Below are 23,523 nucleotides of genomic sequence, written 5' to 3' on the forward strand. Positions count from 1 at the left end.
GAACGGGCGTCAGCTGTCGAAGCCCAGGCCCAGCCGGTCCATGGTCTTCAGCCACAGGTTGCGCCGGCCGCCGTGCGAGTCCGCCCGCGCCAGCGACCACTTGGTCAGCGCGATGCCGGTCCAGGCGAACGGCTCGGGCGGGAACGGCAGCGGCTTCTTGCGGACCATCTCGAGCGAGGTCCGCTCGGTGGTCTCCCCCGCGAGCAGGTCCAGCATCACGTCCGCGCCGAACCTGGTCGCGCCGACCCCGAGGCCCGTATAGCCGGCCGCGTAGGCGACGTTGCCGTGGTGGGCGGTGCCGAAGAACGCCGAGAAGCGCGAGCAGGTGTCGATCGCGCCGCCCCACGCGTGCGTGAAGCGGACGCCCTCCAGCTGCGGGAAGCAGGTGAAGAAGTGGTCGGCGAGCTTGGCGTAGGTCTCCGGCCGGTCGTCGTACTCGGCGCGGACCCGGCCACCGTACTGGTAGACGGCGTCGTAACCGCCCCACAGGATCCGGTTGTCGGCGGAGAGCCGGAAGTAGTGGAACTGGTTGGCCGAGTCCCCGAGGCCCTGCCGGTTCTGCCAGCCGATCTCCTTGAGCTGCTCGTCGGTGAGCGGCTCGGTCATCAGCGCGTAGTCGTAGACCGGGACGGTGTACGACCGCACGCGCTTGACCAGGTTGGGGAAGATGTTGGTGCCGAGCGCGACCTTGCGGGCCCGAACCGACCCGTAGGGGGTGCGTACGGCCATGCCGGCGCCGTACGGCTTCAGCGTCAGGGCGGGGGTGTGCTCGTAGACGCGGACGCCGAGTTGCACGCAGGCCCGCTTCAACCCCCAGGCGAGTTTCGCCGGGTTGAGCATGGCGACGCCCCGGCGGTCGTACAGCCCCGCCTGGAAGGTCGGCGAGTCGACCTGCTCGCGCACCGCGTCCGCGTCCAGGAACTCGACGCCCTCGGCGAGGCCCTGGCGCTGCATCTCCTCGTACCAGTCGCGCAGTTCCCACGCCTGGTAGGTCTCGGTGGCGACGTCGATCTCGCCGGTGCGCTCGAAGTCGCAGTCGAGGGAGTAGCGGGCGACCGCCTGCTCGATCTCGTCGAGGTTGCGGGCGCCCAGCTCCTCCAGCTTGTGGATCTCGTCCGGCCAGCGGGTCAGCCCGTTGCCCAGACCGTGGGTGAGGGAGGCGGCGCAGAAGCCGCCGTTGCGGCCCGAGGCGGCCCAGCCCACCTCGCGGCCCTCCAGCAGGACCACGTCCCGCTGCGGGTCGCGCTCCTTGGCGAGGAGCGCGGTCCACAGTCCGCTGTAGCCGCCGCCGACGACCAGCAGATCGCAGGTCTCGGGGCCGGTGAGGGCGGGCTCGGGGTGGGGCTTGCCGGGGTCGTCCAGCCAGTACGGGACCGGCTGGGCTTCGGAAAGTGCCTTGATCGAATGACTGCCACGGCTCATGGCGCTTGGGGCCATGATTTCAACTCCCTACAGAGCATTACGCAGTAAAGGCTTACGCCTTTTGCTTGTTACGGCGATTGGTGATGACCATAGAGGTCAGCACCAGCAGTACGGCGACCAGGAACATGGCCGTACCGATCACATTGATCTGAACGGGCGTACCGCGCTGTGCCGAGCCCCAGACGAACATGGGGAAGGTGACGGTCGAGCCCGCATTGAAATTGGTGATGATGAAATCGTCGAAGCTGAGCGCGAAAGCCAGCAGCGCGCCCGCCGCGATTCCCGGTGCCGCGATCGGCAGGGTGACCCTGACGAAGGTCTGGAACGGGCCCGCGTAGAGGTCCTGGGCCGCCTGCTCCAGGCGCGGGTCCATCGACATCACGCGCGCCTTCACCGCCGTCACGACGAAGCTCAGGCAGAACATGATGTGGGCGATCAGGATCGTCCAGAAGCCCAGCTGCGCGCCCATGTTGAGGAACAGGGTGAGCAGCGAGGCGGCCATGACGACCTCGGGCATCGCCATCGGCAGGAAGATCAGCGAGTTCACGGCGCCGCGGGCGCGGAACCGGTAGCGGACCAGGGCGAAGGCGATCATGGTGCCCAGAATGGTGGCGCCGATCGTCGCGAAGGCCGCGATCTGGAGGCTGATCGACAGCGAGCCGCACATGTCGGCGACACCGCACGGATCTTTCCAGGCGTCCGTGGAGAACTGCTGCCATTCGTAGTTGAAGCGCCCCTTCGGTTTGTTGAAGGAGAACACCGTGACGACGACGTTCGGCAGCAGCAGATAACCGAGGGTGAGAAGTCCCGCGATGACGACGAGATTGCGCTTGAGCCAGTTGACGAAGGGCATTTAGACCAGATCCTCCGTCCCGGACTTGCGGATGTAGACGGTGACCATCACGAGAATGGCGGCCATGAGGATGAAGGACAGTGCCGCGGCCGTCGGGTAGTCCAGAATCCGCAGGAACTGCGACTGGATGACGTTTCCGACCATGCGGGTGTCCGTCGAGCCGAGCAGGTCGGCGTTGACGTAGTCACCGGCCGCCGGAATGAACGTCAGCAGCGTGCCGGAGACGACGCCCGGCATCGACAGCGGGAAGGTCACCTTGCGGAACGTGGTGATCGGCTTGGCGTACAGGTCGCCGGCGGCCTCGTGGAGGCGGGTGTCGATGCGCTCCAGCGAGGTGTACAGCGGCAGGATCATGAACGGCAGGAAGTTGTACGTCAGACCGCAGACGACCGCCAGCGGGGTGGCCAGCACCCGGTCGCCGGTGGTCCAGCCGAGCCAGCTGGTGACGTCCAGGACGTGCAGCGAGTTGAGCGCCCCGACGACCGGGCCGCCGTCCGCGAGGATCGTCTTCCACGCGAGGGTGCGGATCAGGAAGCTGGTGAAGAACGGCGCGATCACCAGGATCATGATCAGGTTCCGCCAGCGGCCCGCCCGGAAGGCGATGAGGTACGCGAGCGGGTAGCCGAGCACCAGGCAGAGGATCGTCGCCGAGCCGGCGTAGAGGATCGAGCGCAGGTACTGCGGCCAGTACTCGGACAGCGCGTCCCAGTAGGTGGCGAAGTGCCAGGTGACCTTGTAGCCCTCCTCCAGGGAGCCCGTCTGCACGGACGTGGAGGCCTGGTAGACCATCGGCAGCGCGAAGAAGACGACCAGCCACAGCATGCCGGGCAGCAGCAGCCAGTACGGCACGAGCCGGCCGCGCTTGCGCGGGGGCTTCTTCTCCGGTGCGGTCGGGGCGAGAGGCGGCGGCGCCTCGGTGAGCGTCGCCATCAGGCCGCCGCCCCTTCCTCGACACCGGCGTCGATGTCCTGCGCCGCGTCGAGGCCGAAGGTGTGCGCCGGGCTCCAGTGGAGTACGACGTCGGCGCCGGGCACGAGCCGGGAGTCCCGCTCGATGTTCTGGACGTAGACCTCGAACTCGGGGCAGACCGCGCTGTCGATGACGTACTGCGTGGAGACGCCGATGAAACTGCTGTTGGCGATCTTGCCCGTGATGCGGTTGCGGCCCTCGGGGATCTCGCCCGCGTCGTCGGCGTGGGTGAGGGAGATCTTCTCCGGGCGGACGCCGACCAGTACCTTGCCGCCGGTCGTCGTCGGCGCGGAACAGCGTGACTCGGGCAGGACGAGCTTGCCGCCGCCGGCCTTGAGGACGATGTCGTCGCCGTTCTTCGTGTCGACCTCGGCCTCGATGAGGTTGGAGGTGCCGAGGAAGTTGGCGACGAAGGTGGTGTGCGGGTTCTCGTAGAGATCGGTGGGCGAACCGAGCTGCTCCACTCGTCCCGCGTTCATCACGGCGACCGTGTCGGCCATGGTCATGGCCTCCTCCTGGTCGTGCGTGACGTGTACGAAGGTGATGCCGACCTCGGTCTGGATGCGCTTGAGCTCCAGCTGCATCTGGCGGCGCAGCTTGAGGTCGAGGGCGCCGAGGGGCTCGTCGAGGAGGAGCACCTTGGGGTGGTTGATGAGCGCGCGGGCCACGGCCACACGCTGCTGCTGGCCGCCGGAGAGCTGGTGCGGCTTCTTGCGGGCCTGCTCACCGAGCTGGACGAGCTCCAGCATGTCCTCGACCTGCTTCTTCACCGACTTGATGCCACGCCGGCGCAGACCGAAGGCCACGTTCTCGAAGATGTCGAGGTGCGGGAAGAGGGCGTACGACTGGAAGACGGTGTTCACCGGCCGCTTGTAGGGCGGCAGGTTGGTCACCTCCTGGTCGCCCAGGAACACGGTGCCGGTCGTCGGCTCCTCCAGGCCCGCGATCATCCGCAGGGTGGTGGTCTTGCCGCAGCCGGAGGCGCCGAGCAGGGCGAAGAAGGAGCCCTGCGGCACGGTCAGGTCCAGCGGCTGTACGGCCGTGAAGCCGTTGTCGTACGTCTTGCTGATGCCCGAGAGGCGGACGTCCCCGCCGGTTTCGTTCTTGTTCGTCACGGTGGTCACGCCCCAGTCAGCTTCGCGAACTTCTGCTCGAACTCGGTCTCTTCCTTCGAGCTCAGCGAGCGGAAGGCGTGAGACTTCGCGGCCATGGCCTTGTCCGGGATGATCAGCGGGTTGTTCGCCGCATCCGGGTCGATCTTCTCCAGCTCGGCCTTCACCCCGTCGACCGGCGTCACGTAGTTGATGTACGCGGCGAGTTCGGCGGCCGGCTGGGGCTCGTAGTAGAAGTCGATGAGCCGCTCGGCGTTCGTCTTGTGCCGGGCCTTGTTCGGGATCAGGAAGTTGTCGGTCGACGTCATGTACCCGCTGTCCGGGATCAGGAAGTCGATGTCCGGGCTGTCGGCCTTCAGCTGCACGACGTCACCGGCCCAGGCGATACAGGCCGCGAAGTCGCCGCTGGTCAGGTCGGAGGTGTAGTCGTTGCCGGTGAAGCGGCGGATCTGGCCCTTGTCGACGGCCTTCTGCATCCGGGCGATCGCCGCGTCGTAGTCGTCGGCGGTGAACTTCGCCGGGTCCTTGCCCATGTCGAGCAGGGTCATGCCGACGCTGTCGCGCATCTCGGAGAGGAAGCCGACGCGCCCCTTGAGCTTGGGGTTGTCGAGCAGATCGGAGACCGACTTCACCTCGACGCCGTCCAGCGCCTTCTTGTTGTAGGCGATGACGGTCGAGATGCCCTGCCAGACGTACGAGTACGCGCGTCCCGGGTCCCAGTCGGGGTCGCGGAACTGGGCCGACAGGTTGGCGTAGGCGTGCGGCAGGTTGGAGGCGTCCAGTTTCTGGACCCAGCCGAGGCGGATGAGGCGGGCCGCGAGCCAGTCGGTGAGGACGATGATGTCGCGGCCGGTGTCCTGGCCCGCCGCGAGCTGCGGCTTGATCTTGCCGAAGAACTCGACGTTGTCGTTGATGTCCTCGGTGTACTTGACCGAGATACCGGTCCGCTTCTTGAACTGGTCGAGCGTGGGGTGGTGTTTCTCGCTCTCGTCCACGTCGATGTACTCGGTCCAGTTGGAGAAGTTGACGACCTTCTCCTTGGCCGAGTGGTCCTCTGCGGAGACGCCGCCCTGGGTGTTGCCGGCCGCGGGGATGCCGCAGCCGGTCAACGCCCCGAGGCCGCCGACCGCGAGCGCGCCGCCCGCGGAGGCGCGCAGCAGGGACCGCCGGGTCATGGCGGCCCGGCCATTGCGGAAGCTGCGCCGCATGGCGGCCACTTGGGCCGGGCTCAGGCGGTCGGGCTCGTACTGCTCCATGCGCGTGGTGCCCTTTCGGAGGGTCGGCCGCGGGTCGGGCGGCCTGGTTCAGCTAACGGTCCCCGAAGATCGTGCGGTGCCAGTCCTTCCTGGCGACCGCCGTATTGTCGAACATGACGTGCTTGATCTGGGTGTACTCCTCGAACGAGTACGAGGACATGTCCTTGCCGAAGCCGGACGCCTTGTACCCGCCGTGGGGCATCTCGCTGATGATCGGGATGTGGTCGTTGACCCACACACACCCGGCCTTGATCTCGCGGGTCGCCCGGTTCGCCCGGTAGACGTCCCGGCTCCAGGCGGAGGCCGCGAGGCCGTACGGGGTGTCGTTGGCGAGTGCGATCCCCTCGTCGTCGCTGTCGAAGGGGAGGACGACAAGGACCGGCCCGAAGAGCTCGGACTGGACGATCTCGCTGTCCTGGGCGGCGTCGGCGACCAGGGTGGGCCGGTAGTAGGCGCCCTTGGCGAGCTCCCCTTCCGGTGCCTCGCCGCCGGTGACCACGCGCGCGTAGGCACGCGCACGGTCGACGAAGGCGGCGACCCGGTCCCGCTGCACGTGCGAGATGAGCGGGCCGAGGTCGGTGCCGGCGGCGAAGGGGTCGCCCAGCCGCACGGTCTCCATGAGGGCGGCCGTCTTCTCGACGAACGCCTCGTAGAGCGGCCGTTGCACGTACGCGCGCGTGGCGGCCGTGCAGTCCTGGCCGGTGTTGATGAGCGCGCCCGCGACGGCGCCGTTGACGGCGGCGTCGAGGTCGGCGTCGTCGAAGACGACGAAGGGCGCCTTGCCGCCGAGTTCGAGGTGGATGCGCTTGACGGTGGCGGTGGCGATCTCGGCGACGCGCTTGCCGACGGCGGTGGAGCCGGTGAAGGAGGTCATGGCGACGTCGGGGTGGCCGACGAGATGCTCACCGGCCTCCTTGCCGGTCCCGGTGACGATGTTGATGACACCGTCGGGGATGCCGGCGTCGGTGGCTGCCTGCGCGAACAGCAGCGAGGTCAGCGGGGTGAGCTCGGCGGGCTTGAGCACGATGGTGTTGCCGGCGGCGACGGCCGGCAGGATCTTCCAGGCGGCCATTTGCAGGGGGTAGTTCCAGGGCGCGATGGACCCCACGACACCGATCGGCTCCCGCCGCACGTACGACGTGTGGTCACCGGAGTACTCACCGGCGGACTGCCCCTGAAGGTGCCGCGCGGCACCGGCGAAGAAGGCGGTGTTGTCGATGGTCCCCGGGACGTCGAACTCACGCGTCAGCTTCAGCGGCTTGCCGCACTGGAGCGACTCCGCGCGGGCGAACTCCTCGGCCCGCTCGGCGAGGACGGCGGCGAAGCGGTGCAGGGCGTCGGAGCGCTCGCCGGGGGTGGTGGCCGCCCAGCCGGGGAACGCCGCGCGGGCGGCGGCGACGGCCGCGTCCACGTCTGCCGGGCCGGCCAGCTCGTAGGTGTACACCTCCTCGCCGGTCGACGGGTCGACGACCGCGTGCGTACGACCGGAGGTGCCCTTGGCCAGCCGGCCCGCGATGAACTGCGCACCGTCCGCGAGGCGCTCCTGCGCGGGGAACCGGTCCGAGGTGTCGGGGGCTTCCTGGGTCTCGGGGGTTTCCGGGGTGGCGTTGCCCGGGTTGTGCATGTCGCTCGCTCTCCTCCGCCGCCGGCCCGTGTTCACAGGCGGTGGGCGTAGCTCCAGCTCGATTTGAGTGCCGATCCTGACAGAGCAAATGCCGTCCAACAAGTGATTCCGTTGTTGCCTTTTGGTTACGCGACGGAATCTGTCGACCAGGTGTCGAGCGAGCGAGGAAAAGGGAGGACGGAGTGTCAGTGGCGCCTGCCAGACTCGCATGCATGACGAAGATCGATTCTCGGGACGCGCTGGTCAGGGCGGTCGAGGCGGGGGCGAGAGTCAAGTACCTCCATTTCTGGGGGCACCGCCCGCTGCCGGACGGCCGGATCGGCGCGAGCTGTCTGAGCCAGTGGTGGCCGTCACCGTTCGTGGTGGACGGAGTGACGTATGCGACGGCCGAGCACTGGATGATGGCCGGCAAGGCGCGGCTCTTCGGCGACGCGGAGGCGGAGCGGCGGGTGCTGGCGGCGGACCATCCGTCGCTGGCGAAGAAGGCGGGCCGCCTGGTCCGGGACTTCGACGAGGAGACCTGGGAGCGCGAGCGCTTCGGGATCGTCGTCGAGGGCAGTGTCCACAAGTTCGCCTCGGACGCGCGACTGCGGGAGTTCCTGCTGAACACCGGGGAGCGGGTGCTGGTGGAGGCCAGCCCGGTGGACCGGGTATGGGGCATCGGCCTGGCGGCGACGGACGAGGCGGCGTCGGATCCGGAGCGGTGGCGGGGGCCGAACCTGTTGGGGTTCGCGCTGATGGAGGCGCGGGGGCGGTTGCGGGTCGGTGGCGCCGGCGATTAGGGCCTGCATCGGCAACCGACGACAACGCCGCAGATCGGCGTGCCAGACCCCGCGTCTGCGGCATGATCCGCCGAACAGGCCCTAGGCCCGGTCAGGTCAGGTCACGACGAGGAGTATGAGCATCCCCACGCCCAGCAGGATGCCCACGGCTCCGCAGATGATCCCGGCCAGGGCCTGGCCGGCGTTGGTGGCCAGGCCCTTGCTCGCCTTGCCGCGGCCGATCGAGCCGAAGATCACGCCGAGGATGCCCAGGACGATGGCCAACGGCCACAGGCAGAAGACGATCGCCGAGAGGATGCCGAGGACGAGTCCCGCGGTGCCCATGCCGTTGGCGGGCAGGGACTGCATGCCGGGCCAGCCGTAGTAGCCCTGGGGCTGGCCGGGGTAACCCTGGGCTTGCCCCGGGTAACCCTGCGGCTGGCCCGGGTATCCGTAGCCGCCGCCCGGATAGCCGTAGGGCACCTGACCGGGGCCGTCGGGGGCGATGGGGGGCGGGGGGACGGCGGCGTCCGGGGCGTAGGGGGCCGGGCCGGTAGGGCCGGTGGGGGGTGCGAAGGGGTTCGGCGGGGTTGCGGCGGACGGTGGGGCGAAGGGGTTGGAGGCAGAGCCGCCGGGTGGTGCGAAGGGGTTGGCGTCGCCGTTCGCCGTACCGTTCCCCGGGGCGGCGAACGGGTTGGCGGAGCCGTTGTCCGACGCGGACGGCCCACCCGGCGCGGCGAAGGGGTTGGCCCAGGGCTGTGGCGCGGGTGTGCCGTGCCCGGGCGCGGGCCCGGTTCCAGGCGTCGGCGTCGCCCCGTCCACCCCCGGCATCGAGGTGATCGTCCGCTGGTCGTGGACCGAAGGAGGCGGCCAGGAAAGCGGGTCGTCGGACACGACGGTGCCACCGGGCCCACCAAGGCCGCCCGCATCTGCGGGACCTGCCGGACCACCAGGGCCACCACCCGGCATAGCCCCCGCGTCCCGGCCCGAGGGCGCCCCCGCGCCACCGCCCGGCATAGCCCCCGCGTCCCGCCCCGGCGCAGCCCCCGCCGCGCCCATCGGCGGTGCCCAAGGGTCCCGCCCCGTATCCGATACTGTGCCCGTCCCCTCGGCCCCCTTCACGTCCGGCTTGTCCAGGCCCACCTTCGGAGCCGGTGGTGGCGGAGTCGGCCGGTTCCGGGTCGGGTCCGGGGTCTGCGCCTCGTCGGACATGCGTGGGTTCCCCTCGGTTCGGATGCCTCGTCATGCTACGGCCAGGGCATCCCCCACGCGGGGGCGGCCTACGATGATCCCCGAGTCACCGATCAGCCGATCACCCGCGCCCGCCGCACGCCGGCCGAGGGCGCCGTTCCGGGGAGGAACCTTGACCGACCGCCTCATCGACCCCAGCATCCCGCGCGACCTGCACGCGTTCATCGCCTCGCTGCCCAAGGCCGAACTGCACGTCCATCACGTGGGCTCCGCCTCCCCCCGGATCGTCTCGGAACTGGCCGCCCGGCACGCCGACTCCAAGGTCCCCAGCGACCTGGAGGCCCTCGCCGACTACTTCACCTTCACGGACTTCGCCCACTTCATCGAGGTGTACCTGTCCGTCGTAGACCTGATCCGCACCCCGGAGGACGTACGTCTGCTGACGTACGAGGTGGCCCGCGATCTGGCCCGGCAGCAGGTGCGCTACGCCGAGCTGACCATCACCCCGTTCTCCTCGACCCGCCGCGGCATCGACGAGGAGGCGTTCATGGAGGCGATCGAGGACGCCCGCAAGGCGGCCGAGGCCGAGTTCGGCACCGTACTGCGCTGGTGCTTCGACATCCCCGGCGAGGCGGGCCTCGTCTCCGCCGAGGAGACCGCGCGGCTGGCCACCGACGACCGGCTGCGCCCCGAAGGGCTCGTCTCCTTCGGGCTCGGCGGCCCCGAGATCGGCGTACCGCGCCCGCAGTTCAAGCCGTACTTCGACCGCGCGATCGCGGCCGGCCTGCACTCCGTCCCGCACGCCGGTGAGACGACCGGCCCGGAGACGGTGTGGGACGCCCTCACCCACCTCCGCGCCGAGCGCATCGGGCACGGCACCAACTCCTTCCAGGACCCGAAGCTCCTCGCCCACCTCGCCGAGGAGCGGATCCCGCTGGAGGTGTGCCCGACCTCCAACATCGCCACCCGCGCGGTGCGCACGCTCGACGAGCACCCGATCAAGGAGTTCGTGAAGGCCGGGCTCGTCGTCACCATCAACTCCGACGACCCGCCCATGTTCGGCACCGACCTCAACAACGAGTACGCGGTCGCCGCCCGCCTCCTCGACCTCGACGAGCGGGGCCTGGCCGAGCTGGCGAAGAACGCGGTCGAGGCCTCCTTCCTCGACGAGCCGGGCAAGTCGAGGATCAAGGACGAGATCGACACGTACACCGAGGCGTGGCTCGCCCCCTGAGCCGACCGCACAGCACACTGTCCCGCCCACCACAATGGGCGCATGCAGAAGCTGACCGCAGTCGCCCATCGCGGCGACCCCTACCGCGTCCGTGAGAACACGCTCGACTCCCTGCGTTCCGCGCTCGACCTGGGCGCGGACGCCGTCGAGGTCGACGTGCGCCTCACCAGGGACGGTGTCCCCGTGCTGCTGCACGACGCGACGCTGAAGCGGCTGTGGGAGCACGACCGGCCGCTGCTGTCCCTGTCGTCGGACGAGGTCCGCGGCCTCACGGACGGCAAGGTGCCCACGCTGGCCGAGGCGTTGGCGGTGGTCGACGGAGCCCGGCTCATGCTCGACCTGCCGGGCACGCCGGACGTGAAGGCGGCCCGCCGGGTGGTGGACGTCGTACGGGAGGCCGGGGCGGAGGACCGCGTCTACTACTGCGCGGGCGCCCCGGCCATGCTCGCCGTACGCGCCGCGGACCCGGCCGCGGAGATCGCGCTGACCTGGACGTCCCTGGCCCCGCCGCGCGCCGCGCTGGTGGACGCGGTCCGCCCCCGCTGGCTCAACTACCGCTTCCCGCTGGTGGACAAGGCGCTCGCCGAACGCGTCCACCGCGACGGCTACCTGCTCTCCGTGTGGACCCCCGACACGGTCCGCTCGATGCGCCGCCTGATCACCGCGGGCGTCGACTCGATCACGACGAACCGCATCGACGCCCTCTGCGCCCTGCGCGACCTACACGCGTGAGCGCTGCGCCACCGTCGCCGGGTCGGCCGGTTTCGCGCGGGTGACGTACTGCGGTACCGGCGCGGTGTCCTTGCCGGTGTCGCGGACGAGGCCGTAGCGGATCGCGCCTTGCGGGGGGCCGTAGTTGATGTCCTTGTCGGCGGCCTCCCAGGTGGACGGGAAGACGGTGAGCCCGTAGCTGGCGCCGCGTTCGTTGACGGTGAGGCTGACGCTGCCGTCGAGGTAGAAGTACTCGTTCTGCCACATCTGCTGGGTGCCGTCGGGCAGCACCGTGTATCCGGTGGCGGGGCCGCCCATGCCGGTGGCGTCGGGGCCGGTGGCGTCGTCCATGCGGCGGCCGCCGCCCGAGGCGACGTGGAAGAGCCTGCCCTTCAGGCCGGTCCAGGTGGGCATGGCCAGGCCGCCCGACCGGTCCTGCGGGGCGATCTGCCAGCGCACCAGGACGTAGCCCTGCCCGCTGAGGTCCACCGTCTCGCCGCGGTGCTGCATGACCGCCTTCGGGCCCCAGCTGCTGGTGATCCCGGACTCGGGCCGGTGCGGCAGCGCCGCGGGCTTCGCGTTCGGGTCGGGCGCCGCGTCGACGGCGTCGACGACCGTGCCGTACAGGTCGATCTTCCGCTGCTGGGTGGGCGACGGGGACGGGGACGGGGTCGCCGTGGGCGAGGGCGCCGCCGGCGGGCGGGCCGTGCTGGCGGCCGTGGGACTGGAGACCGCGCGCGGGGGCGGGTCGTCGGGCGGCTGTACGACGACGTAGGCGCCGCCCGCCACGATCGTCGCGCCCGCCGTCACCGCGACGACCGGCTGGGTGAGCGCCGCCATCACCTTGGCGGACCAGCCCACCGAGGCGGCCCCGGCCGCCGCTGCCGCCGTCTTGCCGCCGAAGGCCAGCGAGAGGGTGAAGCCGACGGGGAGCGGGACGAGCGCGATGCCGACGAGGAGGCGTTCGGCGGGGACGACGGTCTCGTGGGTGTCGCCGCAGTAGCCGCAGCCGCGGATGTGCCGGGCGAGCCGTTTGCGCCAGACGGAGTCGGGGCGGCCGTTCCAGCGGGCGGTGGTCTCGCGCAGGTCGGGGCAGGCGCCGTCGAGGGCGCGGACGATGCCGCGCGCGGTCTCGACGCGTTCCTTGAGCCGCTGGACGCGTACGGCGGCGTGCTGGCGGCTGATGCCGGCCGCCGCCGCCAGCTCGCGCCGGGTCAGCTCGCCCGCGACCTCCAGCCACCACAGCGACAGCAGCTGCCGGTCCTCGTCGTCGAGCCAGCGCACCGCCTCCGCGACCTCGCGCCGCTGCCCCTCCAACTGGAGCCGCAGCACGGTGAGTTCGGCGAAGTCGGCGGCGCCGCCCGCGGCGGACTCGTCCAGCGGGGCGGCGGCGGTCCGGCGCCGGGCCCGGTCCCGTATCTGGCGCATGGCGATCGCGACGAGCCAGGACCGGAAGCTGTCCGGGTCGCGCAGCGAGCCGAGGTTGTCGACGGCCCGCAGCATGGTCTCCTGCACGACGTCGTCGACGTCGGCATGGCCGTTCAGGGCACGCCCGACGATGTTGTAGACGAGCGGCAGCCAGCCCGCGACCAGCTCGTCCAGCGCCTGCCGGTCACCGGCCTGCGCCGCCGCGATGGTGTCGCGCCACTCCCGCGTGTCCACGTCGTCCTTCCGGGTCCGAGATCGGTCCACCCTCTCATTCGTCCTGGGTGGAGCACTCCCGGGTGGAGACGGAACTCAGGATTCCCCGATAACACTTTTTCGCCCCCCCTAGGGGAACACCCTCTCAACTCCCCTATTCACAGGCGCTGTTGCTCAAAAAGCCGTCGGAGCCTGACACCCTCACCACCATGCCTCTCCCCCGCAGAACCCTCCTGACCGCCGCCCTCGCCGTGAGCGCCGGTGCTCTGACGAGCCCGGCCTACGCCTCCACTTCCGCCTCCGCGCAAAGGCCACGAAACGCCCCCGACGCCGAGGCATTGCGCGCCGCCATCGCCGGGCTGCCGAACGCCGACGCGACCGCCGCCCTCGTCCGGATCGGCGGCCGGGACGGCAGGTGGCGGGGCAGCTCCGGGGTGCACGACCTGGAGAGCGGGCGGGCGGCCGACCCGATGGGCCGGTTCCGGGCCGGGTCCACGACGAAGGTCGTCACCGCGGCCACCGTCCTGCACCTGGCCGCCGAGCACCGCGTCGACCTCGACACACCCGTCCAGCGCTACCTCCCGGGCCTGTTCACCGCCGCCTTCGACCCGATCTCGGTACGCCAGTTGCTGAACCACACGAGCGGCATCAAGCCGGGCGACAGCTTCGACGACCCGTACGCCCACCGCTTCGACACGCTGCCCCCGCGGCAGGTCGTGGCGTCGGCGATCGCGAAGGGCCCGGCCTTCACACCGGGGACGCAGCAGCAGTACCTCAACATCAGTTACACGGTCCTCGGCCTGCTGATCGAGAAGGTGACGGGACACTCGTACGCCACCGAGGCCACCCGGCGCGTGCTGCTCCCGGCCGGCATGCGGGACACGTACTTCCCCGGCACCGACCCCCGCATCCGCGGCCCGCACAACCGCGGCTACCAGCGGATGACGGCGGCGGACGGGACGACGAGCCTCGTCGACGTCACCGAGTGGAACCAGGCGGACCGTTTCGCGGCCGGCGACATGATCTCGACGACCGCGGATCTGGAGCGGTTGCTCCACGCGCTGTTCCGGGGCCGGATCGTGCCGGGACCGCAGTTGGAGGAGATGTTCACGGTCCCGGCGGACATCGAGGGGGCGACCTTCAGCGCCGGGTTGCAGCGCATGGCGGTGGGCGACCGGGTCTACTGGTTCAAGACGGGGGCGCGCTACGGCTACAGCACCGCGGTCGCCGCGACCCGCGATCTGCGTCGTACCGTCGTCTACTCGGTGGGCGACACGGACGCCAAGGACGAGTCGTCGAACCCGGTCATCGACCGGATCGTCACGGCCGCGCTCAAGTAGCGAGCGCGGCGGGCACGGGAGCCACGGCGGTCATCGCCTCCAGCCGCTTGATCTTCTTCCGTACGACGTACAGCGGTACGACCCCGAAGACCCCGAACGCCATGTCGATCACGCTCCACCAGAACGGGATGCCGCGGATCGGCCCGCAGACCAGCGCGAGCGGGACGATCCCGGCGCAGGCGATCATCCCGAACTCGACGACCCAGATGTTGCGGACCGGGTCGCGGTAGGGCCCGTAGAAGGCGACCGCGATGACGAGGTGCGCGAAGGCCAGCCAGTCGGTGCCGTAGAGGAGGAACGGGTAGTCGGCGTCGGCGGTGTCGAGGCCCTGCCGGACCCGGGTGATCCAGTCCGTCAGGGCGTCGGGCGCGGGCAGGTGCGTCAGCAACTCCTCGGTCCAGCGCAGTTCGTGGACGAGCGGGAAGGCCGTGGCGCCGCTGAGCACCAGGCAGATGACGAAGAGGACCAACCAGGCACGGATGCCCTTGAGCAGGGCGGCTCTGTCGCTCATGGGAGGAGCGTACGCCTGAAGTTGAACATGTTCAAAAAGGGTTTCAGGGGCCCGTCCCGGGCGCGGACGGCGCGACGGTCGGCACGGTCCGCGAAGGCACCGCGCTGGGCGAGGGCTCGGGGGTCTCGGTCGGTTCCGACGGCACCGCGGAGTCGCTCGGGGGGCTGCCGGCGGGCGTGGAGGCGGGGCTGCTCGCGGGTGGCGGGGCGAGCGGGACGGTGGGAGACGCCGGGGTGTCAGGAGTCGCCAGGCGCAACGGCAGTACGACGAGAGCGGCGACGGCGCACACCAGTCCCGCCCCGGCGGCGGCCCGCAGCAGCTTGCGCCGGGCGGCGCCGCGTCGGATGGCCTCGTAGCTCCCGGGCGGCGGGCCGAGATACTCGGCCGGGGGACGCAGGATGACGGCGAGCGGGTCGTCGAAGGCGGAATCAGGGGCGGGGTCGGTCTGGAAGCCGAAGCCACGTTCGGAGCCGAAGTCGAAGTCCGGGCCGTCGTCAGCTGGTGTGATCAAGACTCCTCCTCAGGTGGGCGCGGAGCAGTTCGCGGGCCGCGTGGAGGTCGGCCTTGACGGTTCCTTCCTTGCGTCCGGTCAGCATCGCCACCTCCCGGACGGGCATGTCGGCGTAGTAGTGCAGGAGGATCGGGACGCGCAGGCGTTCCGGCAGCGACTGGACGAGCAACCGTACCGAGGGGTCCGCCGGTTCGGACGAGGGCCCGAGCTCCGCCTCCGTGGCGACCCGGCGCACGGCCCGGCGCTCGCGCTCCAGCTTGCGCCAGTGGTCGCGGACGAGGTTGGCCGTGGTGACGTAGAGAAAGCCCTGCGGTTCGTCCACCGCGGTCCAGCGCGCCCACAGTCTGGTGAACGCCTCCGAGGCGATCTCGTGGGCCGTCTCGTCGTCGTCGACCAGCCGCCGGCACCAGCCGGCGAGGCGCGGGTAGAGCGCGGCGAACAGCTCGGACGCCGCCTTCTCTCGGGACCGTTTCAACGTTCTCCAGTGGGTGGGGGGTTCGTGGGTGAAGACCCCGAACCGTCGGCACGCGTTCCGACGGGGCGGGATCCGGCGGCTCCGGTCAGCGACCGGTGGCGCTCACCGCGGCGAAGACGATCACGTTGTCGGGGTATCCGTCGCCGGTCCGCGGGCCGCCACAGGTGATGAGGCGCAACTCGGGCCGGTCGACGTCGCCGTACACCTCGTCGGTCGGGAAGTCGGCCTTGGCAACGGTCCGTACGGCGGTGACGGCGAACCCGGCCGAGGTGCCGTCCTTCAGCGTCGCCGTGATCCGGTCGCCGCGGCGCAGTGCCGCGAGGTGCCGGAAGACGCCGTCGCCGTAGGAGCCGACCGTGACATGGCCGAGGATCACCGAGGGTCCGGTCCGCCCCGGCACCGGCGAGTGCTCGTACCACCCGGCCCGGTCGTGCGCCGTGATCGGCGGCACCTGGACGGTGCCGTCCGCCGCGAGCCCCAGCCGGAGGACCGGGGTGTCGACCCCGATGGCCGGTATCCGCAGCCGGACCGGCACCGAACTCCCGTTCCGCGCGGTCGACTTGGCGGCGGGTGTCTCGGTGGCCGAGGTGCGGACTCCCGTCCCGGCTCCCGGACCGCCGCAGCCCACGAGCAGCGCTGCCGGGGCCGCGAGCGCGAAGGCGCGCCGCGAGAGCGGACTCACGCCCCGCTCGCCCGCCGACGCCGTACGACGAAGGCGGCACCGCCCCCGAGGACGACCGCCGCGGCGGCACCCCCGCCGACGAGCCCGCCCTTGCCGTCCGAGGACGGGGCCGTCACGCCGGTGTCCGGCGCCCCGCTGGGCACGACGGAGACCTGGGCGCCGGGCGCCTCACTCGGAACGGTGGTCGGTTCGGCACTGGGCACGGCGGTCGGCTCGGCACTGGGCGCGACAGTCGGCTCCGCGCTGGGCTCGCCCGGCGCGCTGGGGACGGGACTCGGCGTCGCGTCGGCGAAGGCGGGCGCCGCACCGGTGAGCACGGCCGCGCAGGCAAGTGCCGCGACGCCCAGGACAGTTGTACGCATGGATGACTCCCCTTGCTTCGGTCCGTCCGCCCGTCGGTCGGGCGGGGTGACGGATCGAGCGGAGAGACGAGACAGCGGCGGGGCGCGTTGTAAAGAGATGGCAAAGTCGTGTGACCAGGACCGATAGTTGGCACCAGAAGGCGTTCGTGACCTGCGCTGATGCCAACTAGCTTCTGGTACTGGAAGTACGGAATCAGAGAGATATTTGGCACTTTGGTACACCGCAGGTCAGAGGATGTTTCGCCGGGAACTTCAGGTCTCGGTGCAACGTCCCTTCTGATGATCCGCACGGTGATGCATCCACAACACCACATCGCAGACTCGAAGCGCGCTGACGGTCGCAGGGAGGCCAGCGGCCTGTCGTAGAGCCATCAGCTCGCGGTGCAACGCCTGGTTGTCGGCACGCAGTGCGCCATGCAACTCAAGCCAGAATGACTTCGGCCGCTCGAGGACACAGCGAACGACCTGATCGTAGACGGGCAACAACCGCGGTCTCTTCCGGGCGAGGAGCTTGCCGGCCGTCACTCACCCGACACCGGGTTGGCCACAGAGAACACGCCAGGCAGTGTGGGCCGGTGCCCCATCGCCCAGGTCGGTGACCTCAGCTTCGACCATGTCGACGTCATGGGGAACTCTGCCCAGTAGTTCGGACATTCGGAGACCAAGGTCGCCTTCCAAGAGGTCCAAGGCGACCTGCGCAGGGATCCTGACCGACAGGGTCTGAACAGCAATAAGATCATCGGCGGTCACTACATTCGCTACCGGTTGACGATCCCCTCTGCCGGCCAAATGCTCGAAACGACCGCCCGTGAATGACACCGTTTCCAGGTCCAAGCTGATGCCGAAGTAGCGCCGAAGATTGGGCACGGCCTGATCAGAGGCGATGAGGCTGCTCAGTCGGTGCGCAAGTGGCGGTTGGCTCAACGCCGCAACCAGAGCGCGAAGGCGTCGATGAGGCCGGCGTAGAACCGCTCGTCGGGCACCGATCCCGGGTTCTTGCTCGCATCGTAGAAGGCCACGTTGGAGAAGGTGGCGGAGGCGGATGCGTTGAGGTTCTTGTAGAACGCGAGCTTGCCGCGTCCGAACCCGACGAACAGCCAGAACACCCCGAGCGATGCGGTGTTCTGCAGCAAGGAGCGGACCTCGGCCTTGTCCCATGGCTCATCTCCGACCTGCGTCACGATGAAGGCCGGGTCAGCCGCTCCTGACTCCTGGTAGTGCCCCACTGCGCGACGCATGGCGTCGGCGACATTGCCCCAGCCCCAGTCCACCTGGGTGTGCAACTGCCCGATACGCCCGCGGTAGTTGTCGAGACGGATCTCCTCCAGAAAAGGTTCTCTTCCGCTGGAGAAAACCACGGGCACGGTGCCGTCATCGTCAAGGTTGGCCGACAGCGCGAGGACACGCTCTGCGAAGGCCTGCACGGCAAACGACTCGTACAGCTCTTCCATGTGCCAGTCGTGGTCCAGGATCAGGTACACGGCCGCGCGCCGGTTCGAGATGCCCCGGTCCACGAGGGCGTTGCCGGCCTGACGAGCTGGGGGCAGCAGCGCCGGGGCCAGTCGTTCGACCTTCGACAAGTCAACCGCAGACCCCGCTGAACTCGAATTCGGATGCCCTTGGGCGGGAAGAGACACGGGTGTGGGAATGGGCTCGGGGTCGACATCCACTCCGTAGTCGGTGGCCAGACCAGCTAGGCCTGAGGCATACCCCTGTCCTACAGCGCGGATCTTCCATCCTTTGTTCCGCCGGTAAAGCTCCGCCAGGACCACAACCGTCTCGCCGGATGTGAAGTCCGGCGCGATGAACGACATGGCGGACGCCGCTGACTGGGTAATCGTCAGAAGCGGAGCGCGGGTGAAGACCGCGCCGGGCTGAAGCGGATCAGCACTCACCACAACGACCACCCGGTCCACATCAGCTGGCACACGGACGAGATCCACCGTGACCGCCGAGCCAGCCATTGACACACCGTCTTGGGACGGGTGGTTGTAGAAGACCAAGTCCTCGTCGCTGCGAACCTTGCCGTCCGCCCCTAGCAACAGCGCCGAGACATCCGCGGTCAACCCCTGAACCGACACCGTCAGTACCACCGGTGCCGCCAGCAGCGCCTGGTTCTCCCCTTTGCGCAACGACGTCGACCGCATCCTTCGCCCCCCCTTGATCGCTGAGAGGGAAACGGTAGTCCGCTGGTGCTCGACCGTCTCGGCTTTGGGTGGAATGCGCCCCTGAGATGACTTCAGTCCCCGCTCCTCGCTCCAGATGACCAACCTCCCAGGGGTGAATGAGCCTGGCACGTACTCCCGAAGTTTCTGTTGGTGCCACACTGTGCCCCCGGGGAAAGAGGTGGGCCATGGGATTCGGGTTCCGTGTCGGTGTGCCTGGGCTGAGTGTTCGTGTCTCCACACGAGGCGTGCGAACGTCCGTCGGTCCTCGTGCGGCGAGGCTCAGTGTGGGCAGTGGCGGCGCAAGGGTGTCGACGGGACTCGGTCCCTTCTACGCGTCGAGTTCACTCAGTGGCAGTCGGCGCCGGACCACTACGCGTCGCACCGCTCAGACTCGGTCGGTTGCCCCGTCGGCCGGTCAGTTGGAGCGAGCACGCCGCCAGGCCGAACGAGCCCAGCAGGAGGCGGAACGCGACGCCGCCATTGCTCAACTGCAAGAACTCAGGCTGCAAATGACCAGTGTCCACTTGCAGACCTTCGCCGCTGCGCAACCGCCTCTGATCCCAGGTGCTCCGCAACTCGGCCTGCCATGGGCACTCGCCGAAGCCCAGGCCTTCCACCTGCAAGGAGTAGGCCGACTCGCACGTGCCGAACGAGCTGCCGCCAAACAGCGTGCGCAGGCGGACGCTCCCGCGTACCTGGCCTCGGAGTCCGCGCGTCTACACGCCGTCCGTGAACAGATGGTCACCGAGGCAGGAGCGTGGTGGCACGCGTTGCTGGCCAACGACGAGGCCACTGTCTGCGAGGCGGTCAACACCGCGTTCTCCGACAATCCCGCCGCCGGCTGTGCAGTCGGCGTGGAGGGCTCGGTGCTGTCCGTCGTGATGCGGCAGCAGGACCTGGACACGATGCCCACCCAGACCGCAGGCCTGACCCCCAGTGGCCGTCCCACCCTGAAGAATCTCACCAAACGTGACCGGACCCTGTGGTGGTTGACAGCCATGGGCTCCAACATCGTCGCCACTCTCAAGGAAGGCTTCGCAACCGCACCCGGCATCCAGGCCATCGACCTGGCCGTCATGACGCGCCTTCCCGATACACAGCGACTCGGCTTTGTCGCTTACGGCCGGTGGACACGACAGGCAATCGAGTCAACACCTTGGCGGACGCCCGAGGACGCCCTACGTTTCCTCGACATCGGCCAGGACACCGCCTGTTCCGTCACCACCACCGCCTCCGGCAATCTCTCCAGCACGCTCAAACCACTGGACACCACGCGCATTGCCGGCCTACAAGCCCTGCTGGACGGTGCCCAAGACGACTCCAGCTCTGGTGAACCGTCCCTCGCGGACTTGGACATCGCCCTCGGCGCCAACACGCCTCCCGATCCCCGAGCCGGGGTAGGCGATCCGTACCGGATCAGAGCGTTCGCCGAGTGGAAGCATCAGACTCTCTCACCACCTCCCGTCCCCGTCGCTCCCCCGGCCGCGTCCGCAGTACTCATCGCGGGCCAGACGCTCGTACTCCCCGAGGAAGCCTGGCAAGGACTTCGCGTCTCCTTCACCTTCGCCGGCGCAGACGCAGACCTCACTCTGTTCTTGCTCGGGAACGACGGCCGGGTCTGCAGCGACGAGGACTTCGTCTTCTACAACCAGCCCTCTGCCGCCGACGGAGGCGCCCGCCTCCTCGGCAAACAGCAGGAAGGATCACACACGGTGGAACGCGCCACCGTCCACCTTTCCGCGCTACCCGACCGGGTACACCGCGTCGCTGTCGCCATCAACATGGATGTTGACACCGGACTCACCTGCGGGTCCCTCACTCACGCAACCCTGGACCTGGATTGCGTAAGCGGCACCGCGTGGACGTTCAGGCCTCCCGCCGATCCTTCCATCCGAGCGATGGTCATCACCGAGCTCTACAGGCACAGTGTCGACGGCAACCCCGTGTGGAAGCTCCGGGCTCTCGGCCAGGGCTGGGCTGATGGGCTCGACGGCCTCGCTCGGGCTTACGGAGTCGACGTCGAGTGACAATCCCTCGTCACAAGCCGTGTGACCAGGAACGCTAGTTGACACTTTGGGACATCGTAGGCCGCAAGGGGTACCAGAACGTTCTCTCCGAATCAGTTGGTCGTTGGTGTGCCGCACCGGCTCGCCGCGCATGTAACCCTGCTCGTGCGTCTGCACAGTTCGGTGCCAGCGTCAGCGATCTTTTCGGCGGTGGTGCCCGGTGCTCCAGCTGTGACGCCGCCTTCCGTCGTTCAGCTGCCAGCGCCCAGGGTTGGGCTTGTTGCTGGGCTGTCAGAGGCGTGCGGCATCATCGGCAGATGGCAGCCACACCAGCCCCGCCCCCGGCGATGACACCGCAAGAACTCCAGCAACAGGAACAGACCCTGGAGCTGATCAACAGCGAACTCGCGGCGCGTCTGGCGCGGCAGGCCGAGTCGGGCGCGAAGGTAGACACCAAGGCAATCTTTCTGGTGGGATTCGCTGCCACTGCCGCGCAGTTCCTGGCTTCCCGGAGCTACGAGCCGTTCACCGGCGCCGCGGCCTTCCTGGCGTACGCGGTCGCCATCGGCTTCGGCATTGCGATCTTCAACCTCGCCGAGTACGAGGATCTCAAGCCACGGGAAACCCTGGACACCTACGCACGCTCGACAAAGGGCGCAACTCTGGGGGCGCTCGCCGGAACGAGGGTGGGCTTCTTCGAGAAGAACGAGGCAGTGCACCAGCGGAAGACGAAACGCTGGACAGTCGCTCTGGCCGCCGTCGGCGCCGGGATCTGCCTCTCCACTGTCAGTCTCGTGCTGCACACTGACGGCCATGACAGACACACAGAACCAGGGAAACCCGCCCCCGCCTCCTCCACCACCCCCACCCAGCCTCACTGACTCCCTCGCCAACCCGGCTCTTGTGGGTACGGAGAAGAGGAACGAGGACAGGCCCGCGCGCACCAGGGCGACCACCGGGGGACAGACCAGGGAACGGCGCTGACCCGCGCCGCGAGAAGGCGACCTTCTCCGCGCGGCGAGACGGCACGGACCCCGGGCATCTGCGGCCGGGGTCTCTACGTGCGCTGGAGCGTCCAACTGGTTCAACGGCCAGCCGACGGGGCGTCACGCCCACTCCATGCGCAGCTCTCGCACCGCGTCCAACTGGCCCTGGGCGAGCCCGATGACGGATGGCGGGCGCAGTACCTGAATTGCGTGGTGACGGCCCGGTGATTCCGCTTAGCGTGATCTGGCCGGCGATCGCCAGCATGTCGTGAACACATTGGAGTTCCTATGGCCCTGCCCGCACGGCTCACTGCCGCCCTGGGGCGACACCCCGACGACCTCACCGAGGCCGATCTGCAGCGTGCGGTCGAGAACCACATCCCCGAGAGTGTCGACCTCGATTGGAAGAAGGACTTCTATAAGGGCACCGACGCGGGCAAGAAGGAACTCGCCAAGGACGTGTCCGCCATGGCCAACACCGCCGGCGGCATGGTCGTCATCGGCGTCGACGACGGCAATCAGGACCACGCCCACGACTTGGCCCCCTTCGACCCGGTCCAAGGCCACGGCGAGGAATGGATCCGCTCCGTGCTCGCGAACTGGATCCAGCCCGTCGTACCCAACGTCGGCGTACGACCGCTGAAGTCCGAGAGCAAGGTGGGCAAGATCTACTGGGTCCTCACCGTGCCCGCGAGCACCCAGGCCCCGCACGCGGTCGCAGCCCCAGGCAACGACTACCACTTCCGTGTCTACGTCCGGCACGGCACCACGACCCGCACCCTTGCCGAGTCCGAGATCGCCCAGCGCTACCGTGACCGCTTCCAGGCCGCCTCCGACGACATCGACCGTCTCCACCAGGTCACTGACGCGGGCTTCGGCTACCTCTCGGGCTACTTGACCAGCACGGCCCACGGCGGCAGCCCCAAGGTGACCTACTACCCGGGCTGGGTCAGCATGGCCGCCGTTCCGGCCGTCCGCGGCGCCTATCCCGTGACCACACGAGTGGATCGGGACGCGGCGTTCGACCGCTTCGTCAAGCTCGCCGGCGAAGGTGTGACCACCAACGTGCAACCGGCCCGCCCCGTGCTGGTTGGCCGCCGCCAGGTCCGCTTCGAGGGCGTACCGACCGGCCAACTCCACCAGGACGGCAGCTTCTACGCGGCGGTGCCCATCAACCTCCAGAGCGACCACACCAACGACGACGGCCCCAAGCGGCTGTTCCAGCGCGGACTCGAACTCGACGTCGTGGCCCTGGTACAGGCTGCCGCAGCCTGGGCGGCGGAGACCGGATCGGCCGGCGACCTGATGCTGTCCGCCGCACTCCACCGCTTCGACAACAGAGACAAGCCCGTGCACCTGATCGCGTCGGAGCACACCTTCCACCACGGCCCTGCGACGCCGCTCCCAGCAGCTCCTGCGCAGACCACTGGCGATCTCTCCGCCATTGTCACCGACCAGCGAGAGGCCGTTGTCGTGGCCTGCGCACTCGTCTCCGACCTCCTGGCCGACATGGGAGTGCACGAGCCTCACGTCCTGACCCCCGACGGGGAGATCCTGATCAACCGACTCGAGGGCTACCGGCATACGCTGCGGTAATCGCCTACCGACGGCAGCAATGCTCTCCCGCCTCCGGGAACACCGCTCTCACTCTTGGCGTTCTCGCCGTCCGCAGACACAACAAAAGCTGGTGTACCGGCACTGCGAGCCC

Annotated in this window: 21 protein-coding genes and 1 pseudogene; 7 read left to right on the top strand and 15 right to left on the bottom strand. The window is 69.2% G+C overall.

Annotated elements, in window-relative coordinates; all coding sequences use genetic code 11:
• Positions 1-9: 9 nt before the first annotated feature.
• The 6 genes from IQ210_RS42825 to IQ210_RS42850 are packed head-to-tail and all read right to left on the bottom strand — an operon-like array spanning position 10 to position 7,236.
• The gene (locus IQ210_RS42825; protein ID WP_194084678.1) at positions 10-1,437 is read right to left on the bottom strand and encodes an NAD(P)/FAD-dependent oxidoreductase; all 1,428 of its coding nucleotides are present in this window, start codon (positions 1,435-1,437) and stop codon (positions 10-12) included.
• Between the two features lie 37 nt (positions 1,438-1,474).
• Positions 1,475-2,275, bottom strand: a complete 801-nt coding sequence (locus IQ210_RS42830; RefSeq protein ID WP_194084679.1) for an ABC transporter permease — start codon at positions 2,273-2,275, stop codon at positions 1,475-1,477.
• Positions 2,276-3,205 (bottom strand): ABC transporter permease, encoded by a 930-nt coding sequence (locus IQ210_RS42835; RefSeq protein WP_194084680.1) that lies wholly within the window; start codon positions 3,203-3,205, stop codon positions 2,276-2,278. It abuts the gene before it with no gap.
• Positions 3,205-4,368, bottom strand: coding sequence for an ABC transporter ATP-binding protein (locus IQ210_RS42840; RefSeq protein ID WP_194084681.1), 1,164 nt, complete (start codon positions 4,366-4,368; stop codon positions 3,205-3,207). The genes IQ210_RS42835 and IQ210_RS42840 overlap by 1 nt, the downstream gene beginning before the upstream one ends.
• Complete coding sequence (locus IQ210_RS42845) at positions 4,365-5,612, bottom strand: polyamine ABC transporter substrate-binding protein (RefSeq protein WP_194084682.1); 1,248 nt, start codon at positions 5,610-5,612, stop codon at positions 4,365-4,367. Before IQ210_RS42845 ends, IQ210_RS42840 begins: the two co-directional genes overlap by 4 nt.
• Positions 5,613-5,664: 52 nt before the next feature.
• Entirely contained in the window at positions 5,665-7,236 is a 1,572-nt protein-coding gene (locus IQ210_RS42850; RefSeq protein ID WP_194084683.1) for a gamma-aminobutyraldehyde dehydrogenase, read from the bottom strand.
• 212 nt (positions 7,237-7,448) lie between these two features.
• Between IQ210_RS42850 and IQ210_RS42855 the strand changes: the two genes are divergently transcribed.
• Positions 7,449-8,018, top strand: a complete 570-nt coding sequence (locus IQ210_RS42855; protein WP_194084684.1) for an NADAR family protein — start codon at positions 7,449-7,451, stop codon at positions 8,016-8,018.
• A gap of 96 nt (positions 8,019-8,114) precedes the next feature.
• Here the strand turns inward: IQ210_RS42855 and IQ210_RS47675 are convergent, their stop codons facing one another.
• Positions 8,115-8,891 (bottom strand): DUF4190 domain-containing protein, encoded by a 777-nt coding sequence (locus IQ210_RS47675; RefSeq protein WP_322658164.1) that lies wholly within the window; start codon positions 8,889-8,891, stop codon positions 8,115-8,117.
• Between the two features lie 469 nt (positions 8,892-9,360).
• Between IQ210_RS47675 and IQ210_RS42865 the strand changes: the two genes are divergently transcribed.
• Both IQ210_RS42865 and IQ210_RS42870 read left to right on the top strand, forming a co-directional pair.
• Entirely contained in the window at positions 9,361-10,422 is a 1,062-nt protein-coding gene (locus IQ210_RS42865) for an adenosine deaminase (RefSeq protein WP_194084685.1), read from the top strand.
• 42 nt (positions 10,423-10,464) lie between these two features.
• On the top strand, positions 10,465-11,154 hold the full coding sequence (locus IQ210_RS42870; protein ID WP_194084686.1) for a glycerophosphodiester phosphodiesterase: 690 nt from the start codon (positions 10,465-10,467) through the stop codon (positions 11,152-11,154).
• Here IQ210_RS42870 and IQ210_RS42875 read toward each other — a convergent pair.
• Entirely contained in the window at positions 11,143-12,795 is a 1,653-nt protein-coding gene (locus IQ210_RS42875) for an RNA polymerase sigma factor (protein WP_194084687.1), read from the bottom strand. The genes IQ210_RS42870 and IQ210_RS42875 overlap by 12 nt on opposite strands.
• A gap of 188 nt (positions 12,796-12,983) precedes the next feature.
• Here IQ210_RS42875 and IQ210_RS42880 point away from each other — a divergent pair, with 188 nt between their 5' ends.
• Positions 12,984-14,114, top strand: a complete 1,131-nt coding sequence (locus tag IQ210_RS42880; protein WP_194084688.1) for a serine hydrolase domain-containing protein — start codon at positions 12,984-12,986, stop codon at positions 14,112-14,114.
• Here the strand turns inward: IQ210_RS42880 and IQ210_RS42885 are convergent.
• From IQ210_RS42885 to IQ210_RS42910, 7 genes and pseudogenes are all read right to left on the bottom strand, one after another.
• Positions 14,107-14,625 carry a hypothetical protein gene (locus IQ210_RS42885; protein WP_194084689.1) on the bottom strand — a complete coding sequence of 173 codons (519 nt, stop codon included), beginning with the start codon at positions 14,623-14,625 and terminating at the stop codon, positions 14,107-14,109. The two genes, IQ210_RS42880 and IQ210_RS42885, sit on opposite strands and share 8 nt — an antisense overlap.
• Before the next feature lie 43 nt (positions 14,626-14,668).
• On the bottom strand, positions 14,669-15,136 hold the full coding sequence (locus IQ210_RS42890; RefSeq protein WP_322658168.1) for a hypothetical protein: 468 nt from the start codon (positions 15,134-15,136) through the stop codon (positions 14,669-14,671).
• Positions 15,120-15,611, bottom strand: coding sequence for an RNA polymerase sigma factor (locus IQ210_RS42895; protein WP_194084690.1), 492 nt, complete (start codon positions 15,609-15,611; stop codon positions 15,120-15,122). Before IQ210_RS42895 ends, IQ210_RS42890 begins: the two co-directional genes overlap by 17 nt.
• An 85-nt stretch (positions 15,612-15,696) precedes the next feature.
• A complete protein-coding gene (locus IQ210_RS42900) occupies positions 15,697-16,293 on the bottom strand; it encodes a class F sortase (RefSeq protein ID WP_194084691.1) in 597 nt (198 codons plus the stop codon).
• Complete coding sequence (locus IQ210_RS42905; protein ID WP_194084692.1) at positions 16,290-16,655, bottom strand: Tat pathway signal sequence domain protein; 366 nt, start codon at positions 16,653-16,655, stop codon at positions 16,290-16,292. Before IQ210_RS42905 ends, IQ210_RS42900 begins: the two co-directional genes overlap by 4 nt.
• A 252-nt stretch (positions 16,656-16,907) precedes the next feature.
• Positions 16,908-17,522 (bottom strand): annotated as a pseudogene (locus tag IQ210_RS47680) (DUF6308 family protein).
• Positions 17,523-17,575: 53 nt separating this feature from the next.
• Positions 17,576-18,802 (bottom strand): VWA domain-containing protein, encoded by a 1,227-nt coding sequence (locus IQ210_RS42910; RefSeq protein WP_194084693.1) that lies wholly within the window; start codon positions 18,800-18,802, stop codon positions 17,576-17,578.
• Positions 18,803-19,242: 440 nt separating this feature from the next.
• Here IQ210_RS42910 and IQ210_RS42915 point away from each other — a divergent pair, with 440 nt between their 5' ends.
• The 3 genes from IQ210_RS42915 to IQ210_RS42925 all read left to right on the top strand — a co-directional run bounded on the left by IQ210_RS42915 (position 19,243) and on the right by IQ210_RS42925 (position 23,411).
• Positions 19,243-20,850, top strand: a complete 1,608-nt coding sequence (locus tag IQ210_RS42915) for a TerD family protein (protein WP_228049480.1) — start codon at positions 19,243-19,245, stop codon at positions 20,848-20,850.
• Positions 20,851-21,146: 296 nt separating this feature from the next.
• Complete coding sequence (locus IQ210_RS42920) at positions 21,147-21,710, top strand: hypothetical protein (protein WP_228049481.1); 564 nt, start codon at positions 21,147-21,149, stop codon at positions 21,708-21,710.
• Between the two features lie 393 nt (positions 21,711-22,103).
• Positions 22,104-23,411, top strand: coding sequence for an AlbA family DNA-binding domain-containing protein (locus tag IQ210_RS42925; protein ID WP_019068908.1), 1,308 nt, complete (start codon positions 22,104-22,106; stop codon positions 23,409-23,411).
• Positions 23,412-23,523 lie beyond the last annotated feature (112 nt).

It is taken from the genome of Streptomyces justiciae (assembly GCF_015163075.1).
In the GTDB taxonomy this organism is placed as follows: domain Bacteria; phylum Actinomycetota; class Actinomycetes; order Streptomycetales; family Streptomycetaceae; genus Streptomyces; species Streptomyces justiciae.

What these genes read in the sequence shown, in the direction of transcription:
- IQ210_RS42825 (WP_194084678.1), bottom strand. Translation starts at nt 1,437, where the DNA reads ATGGCCCCAAGCGCCATGAGCCGTGGCAGTCATTCGATCAAGGCACTT.
- IQ210_RS42830 (WP_194084679.1), bottom strand. Translation starts at nt 2,275, where the DNA reads ATGCCCTTCGTCAACTGGCTCAAGCGCAATCTCGTCGTCATCGCGGGA.
- IQ210_RS42835 (WP_194084680.1), bottom strand. Translation starts at nt 3,205, where the DNA reads ATGGCGACGCTCACCGAGGCGCCGCCGCCTCTCGCCCCGACCGCACCG.
- IQ210_RS42845 (WP_194084682.1), bottom strand. Translation starts at nt 5,612, where the DNA reads ATGGAGCAGTACGAGCCCGACCGCCTGAGCCCGGCCCAAGTGGCCGCC.
- IQ210_RS42850 (WP_194084683.1), bottom strand. Translation starts at nt 7,236, where the DNA reads ATGCACAACCCGGGCAACGCCACCCCGGAAACCCCCGAGACCCAGGAA.
- IQ210_RS42855 (WP_194084684.1), top strand. Translation starts at nt 7,449, where the DNA reads ATGACGAAGATCGATTCTCGGGACGCGCTGGTCAGGGCGGTCGAGGCG.
- IQ210_RS42870 (WP_194084686.1), top strand. Translation starts at nt 10,465, where the DNA reads ATGCAGAAGCTGACCGCAGTCGCCCATCGCGGCGACCCCTACCGCGTC.
- IQ210_RS42880 (WP_194084688.1), top strand. Translation starts at nt 12,984, where the DNA reads ATGCCTCTCCCCCGCAGAACCCTCCTGACCGCCGCCCTCGCCGTGAGC.
- IQ210_RS42885 (WP_194084689.1), bottom strand. Translation starts at nt 14,625, where the DNA reads ATGAGCGACAGAGCCGCCCTGCTCAAGGGCATCCGTGCCTGGTTGGTC.
- IQ210_RS42905 (WP_194084692.1), bottom strand. Translation starts at nt 16,655, where the DNA reads ATGCGTACAACTGTCCTGGGCGTCGCGGCACTTGCCTGCGCGGCCGTG.
- IQ210_RS42910 (WP_194084693.1), bottom strand. Translation starts at nt 18,802, where the DNA reads ATGCGGTCGACGTCGTTGCGCAAAGGGGAGAACCAGGCGCTGCTGGCG.
- IQ210_RS42920 (WP_228049481.1), top strand. Translation starts at nt 21,147, where the DNA reads ATGGCAGCCACACCAGCCCCGCCCCCGGCGATGACACCGCAAGAACTC.
- IQ210_RS42925 (WP_019068908.1), top strand. Translation starts at nt 22,104, where the DNA reads ATGGCCCTGCCCGCACGGCTCACTGCCGCCCTGGGGCGACACCCCGAC.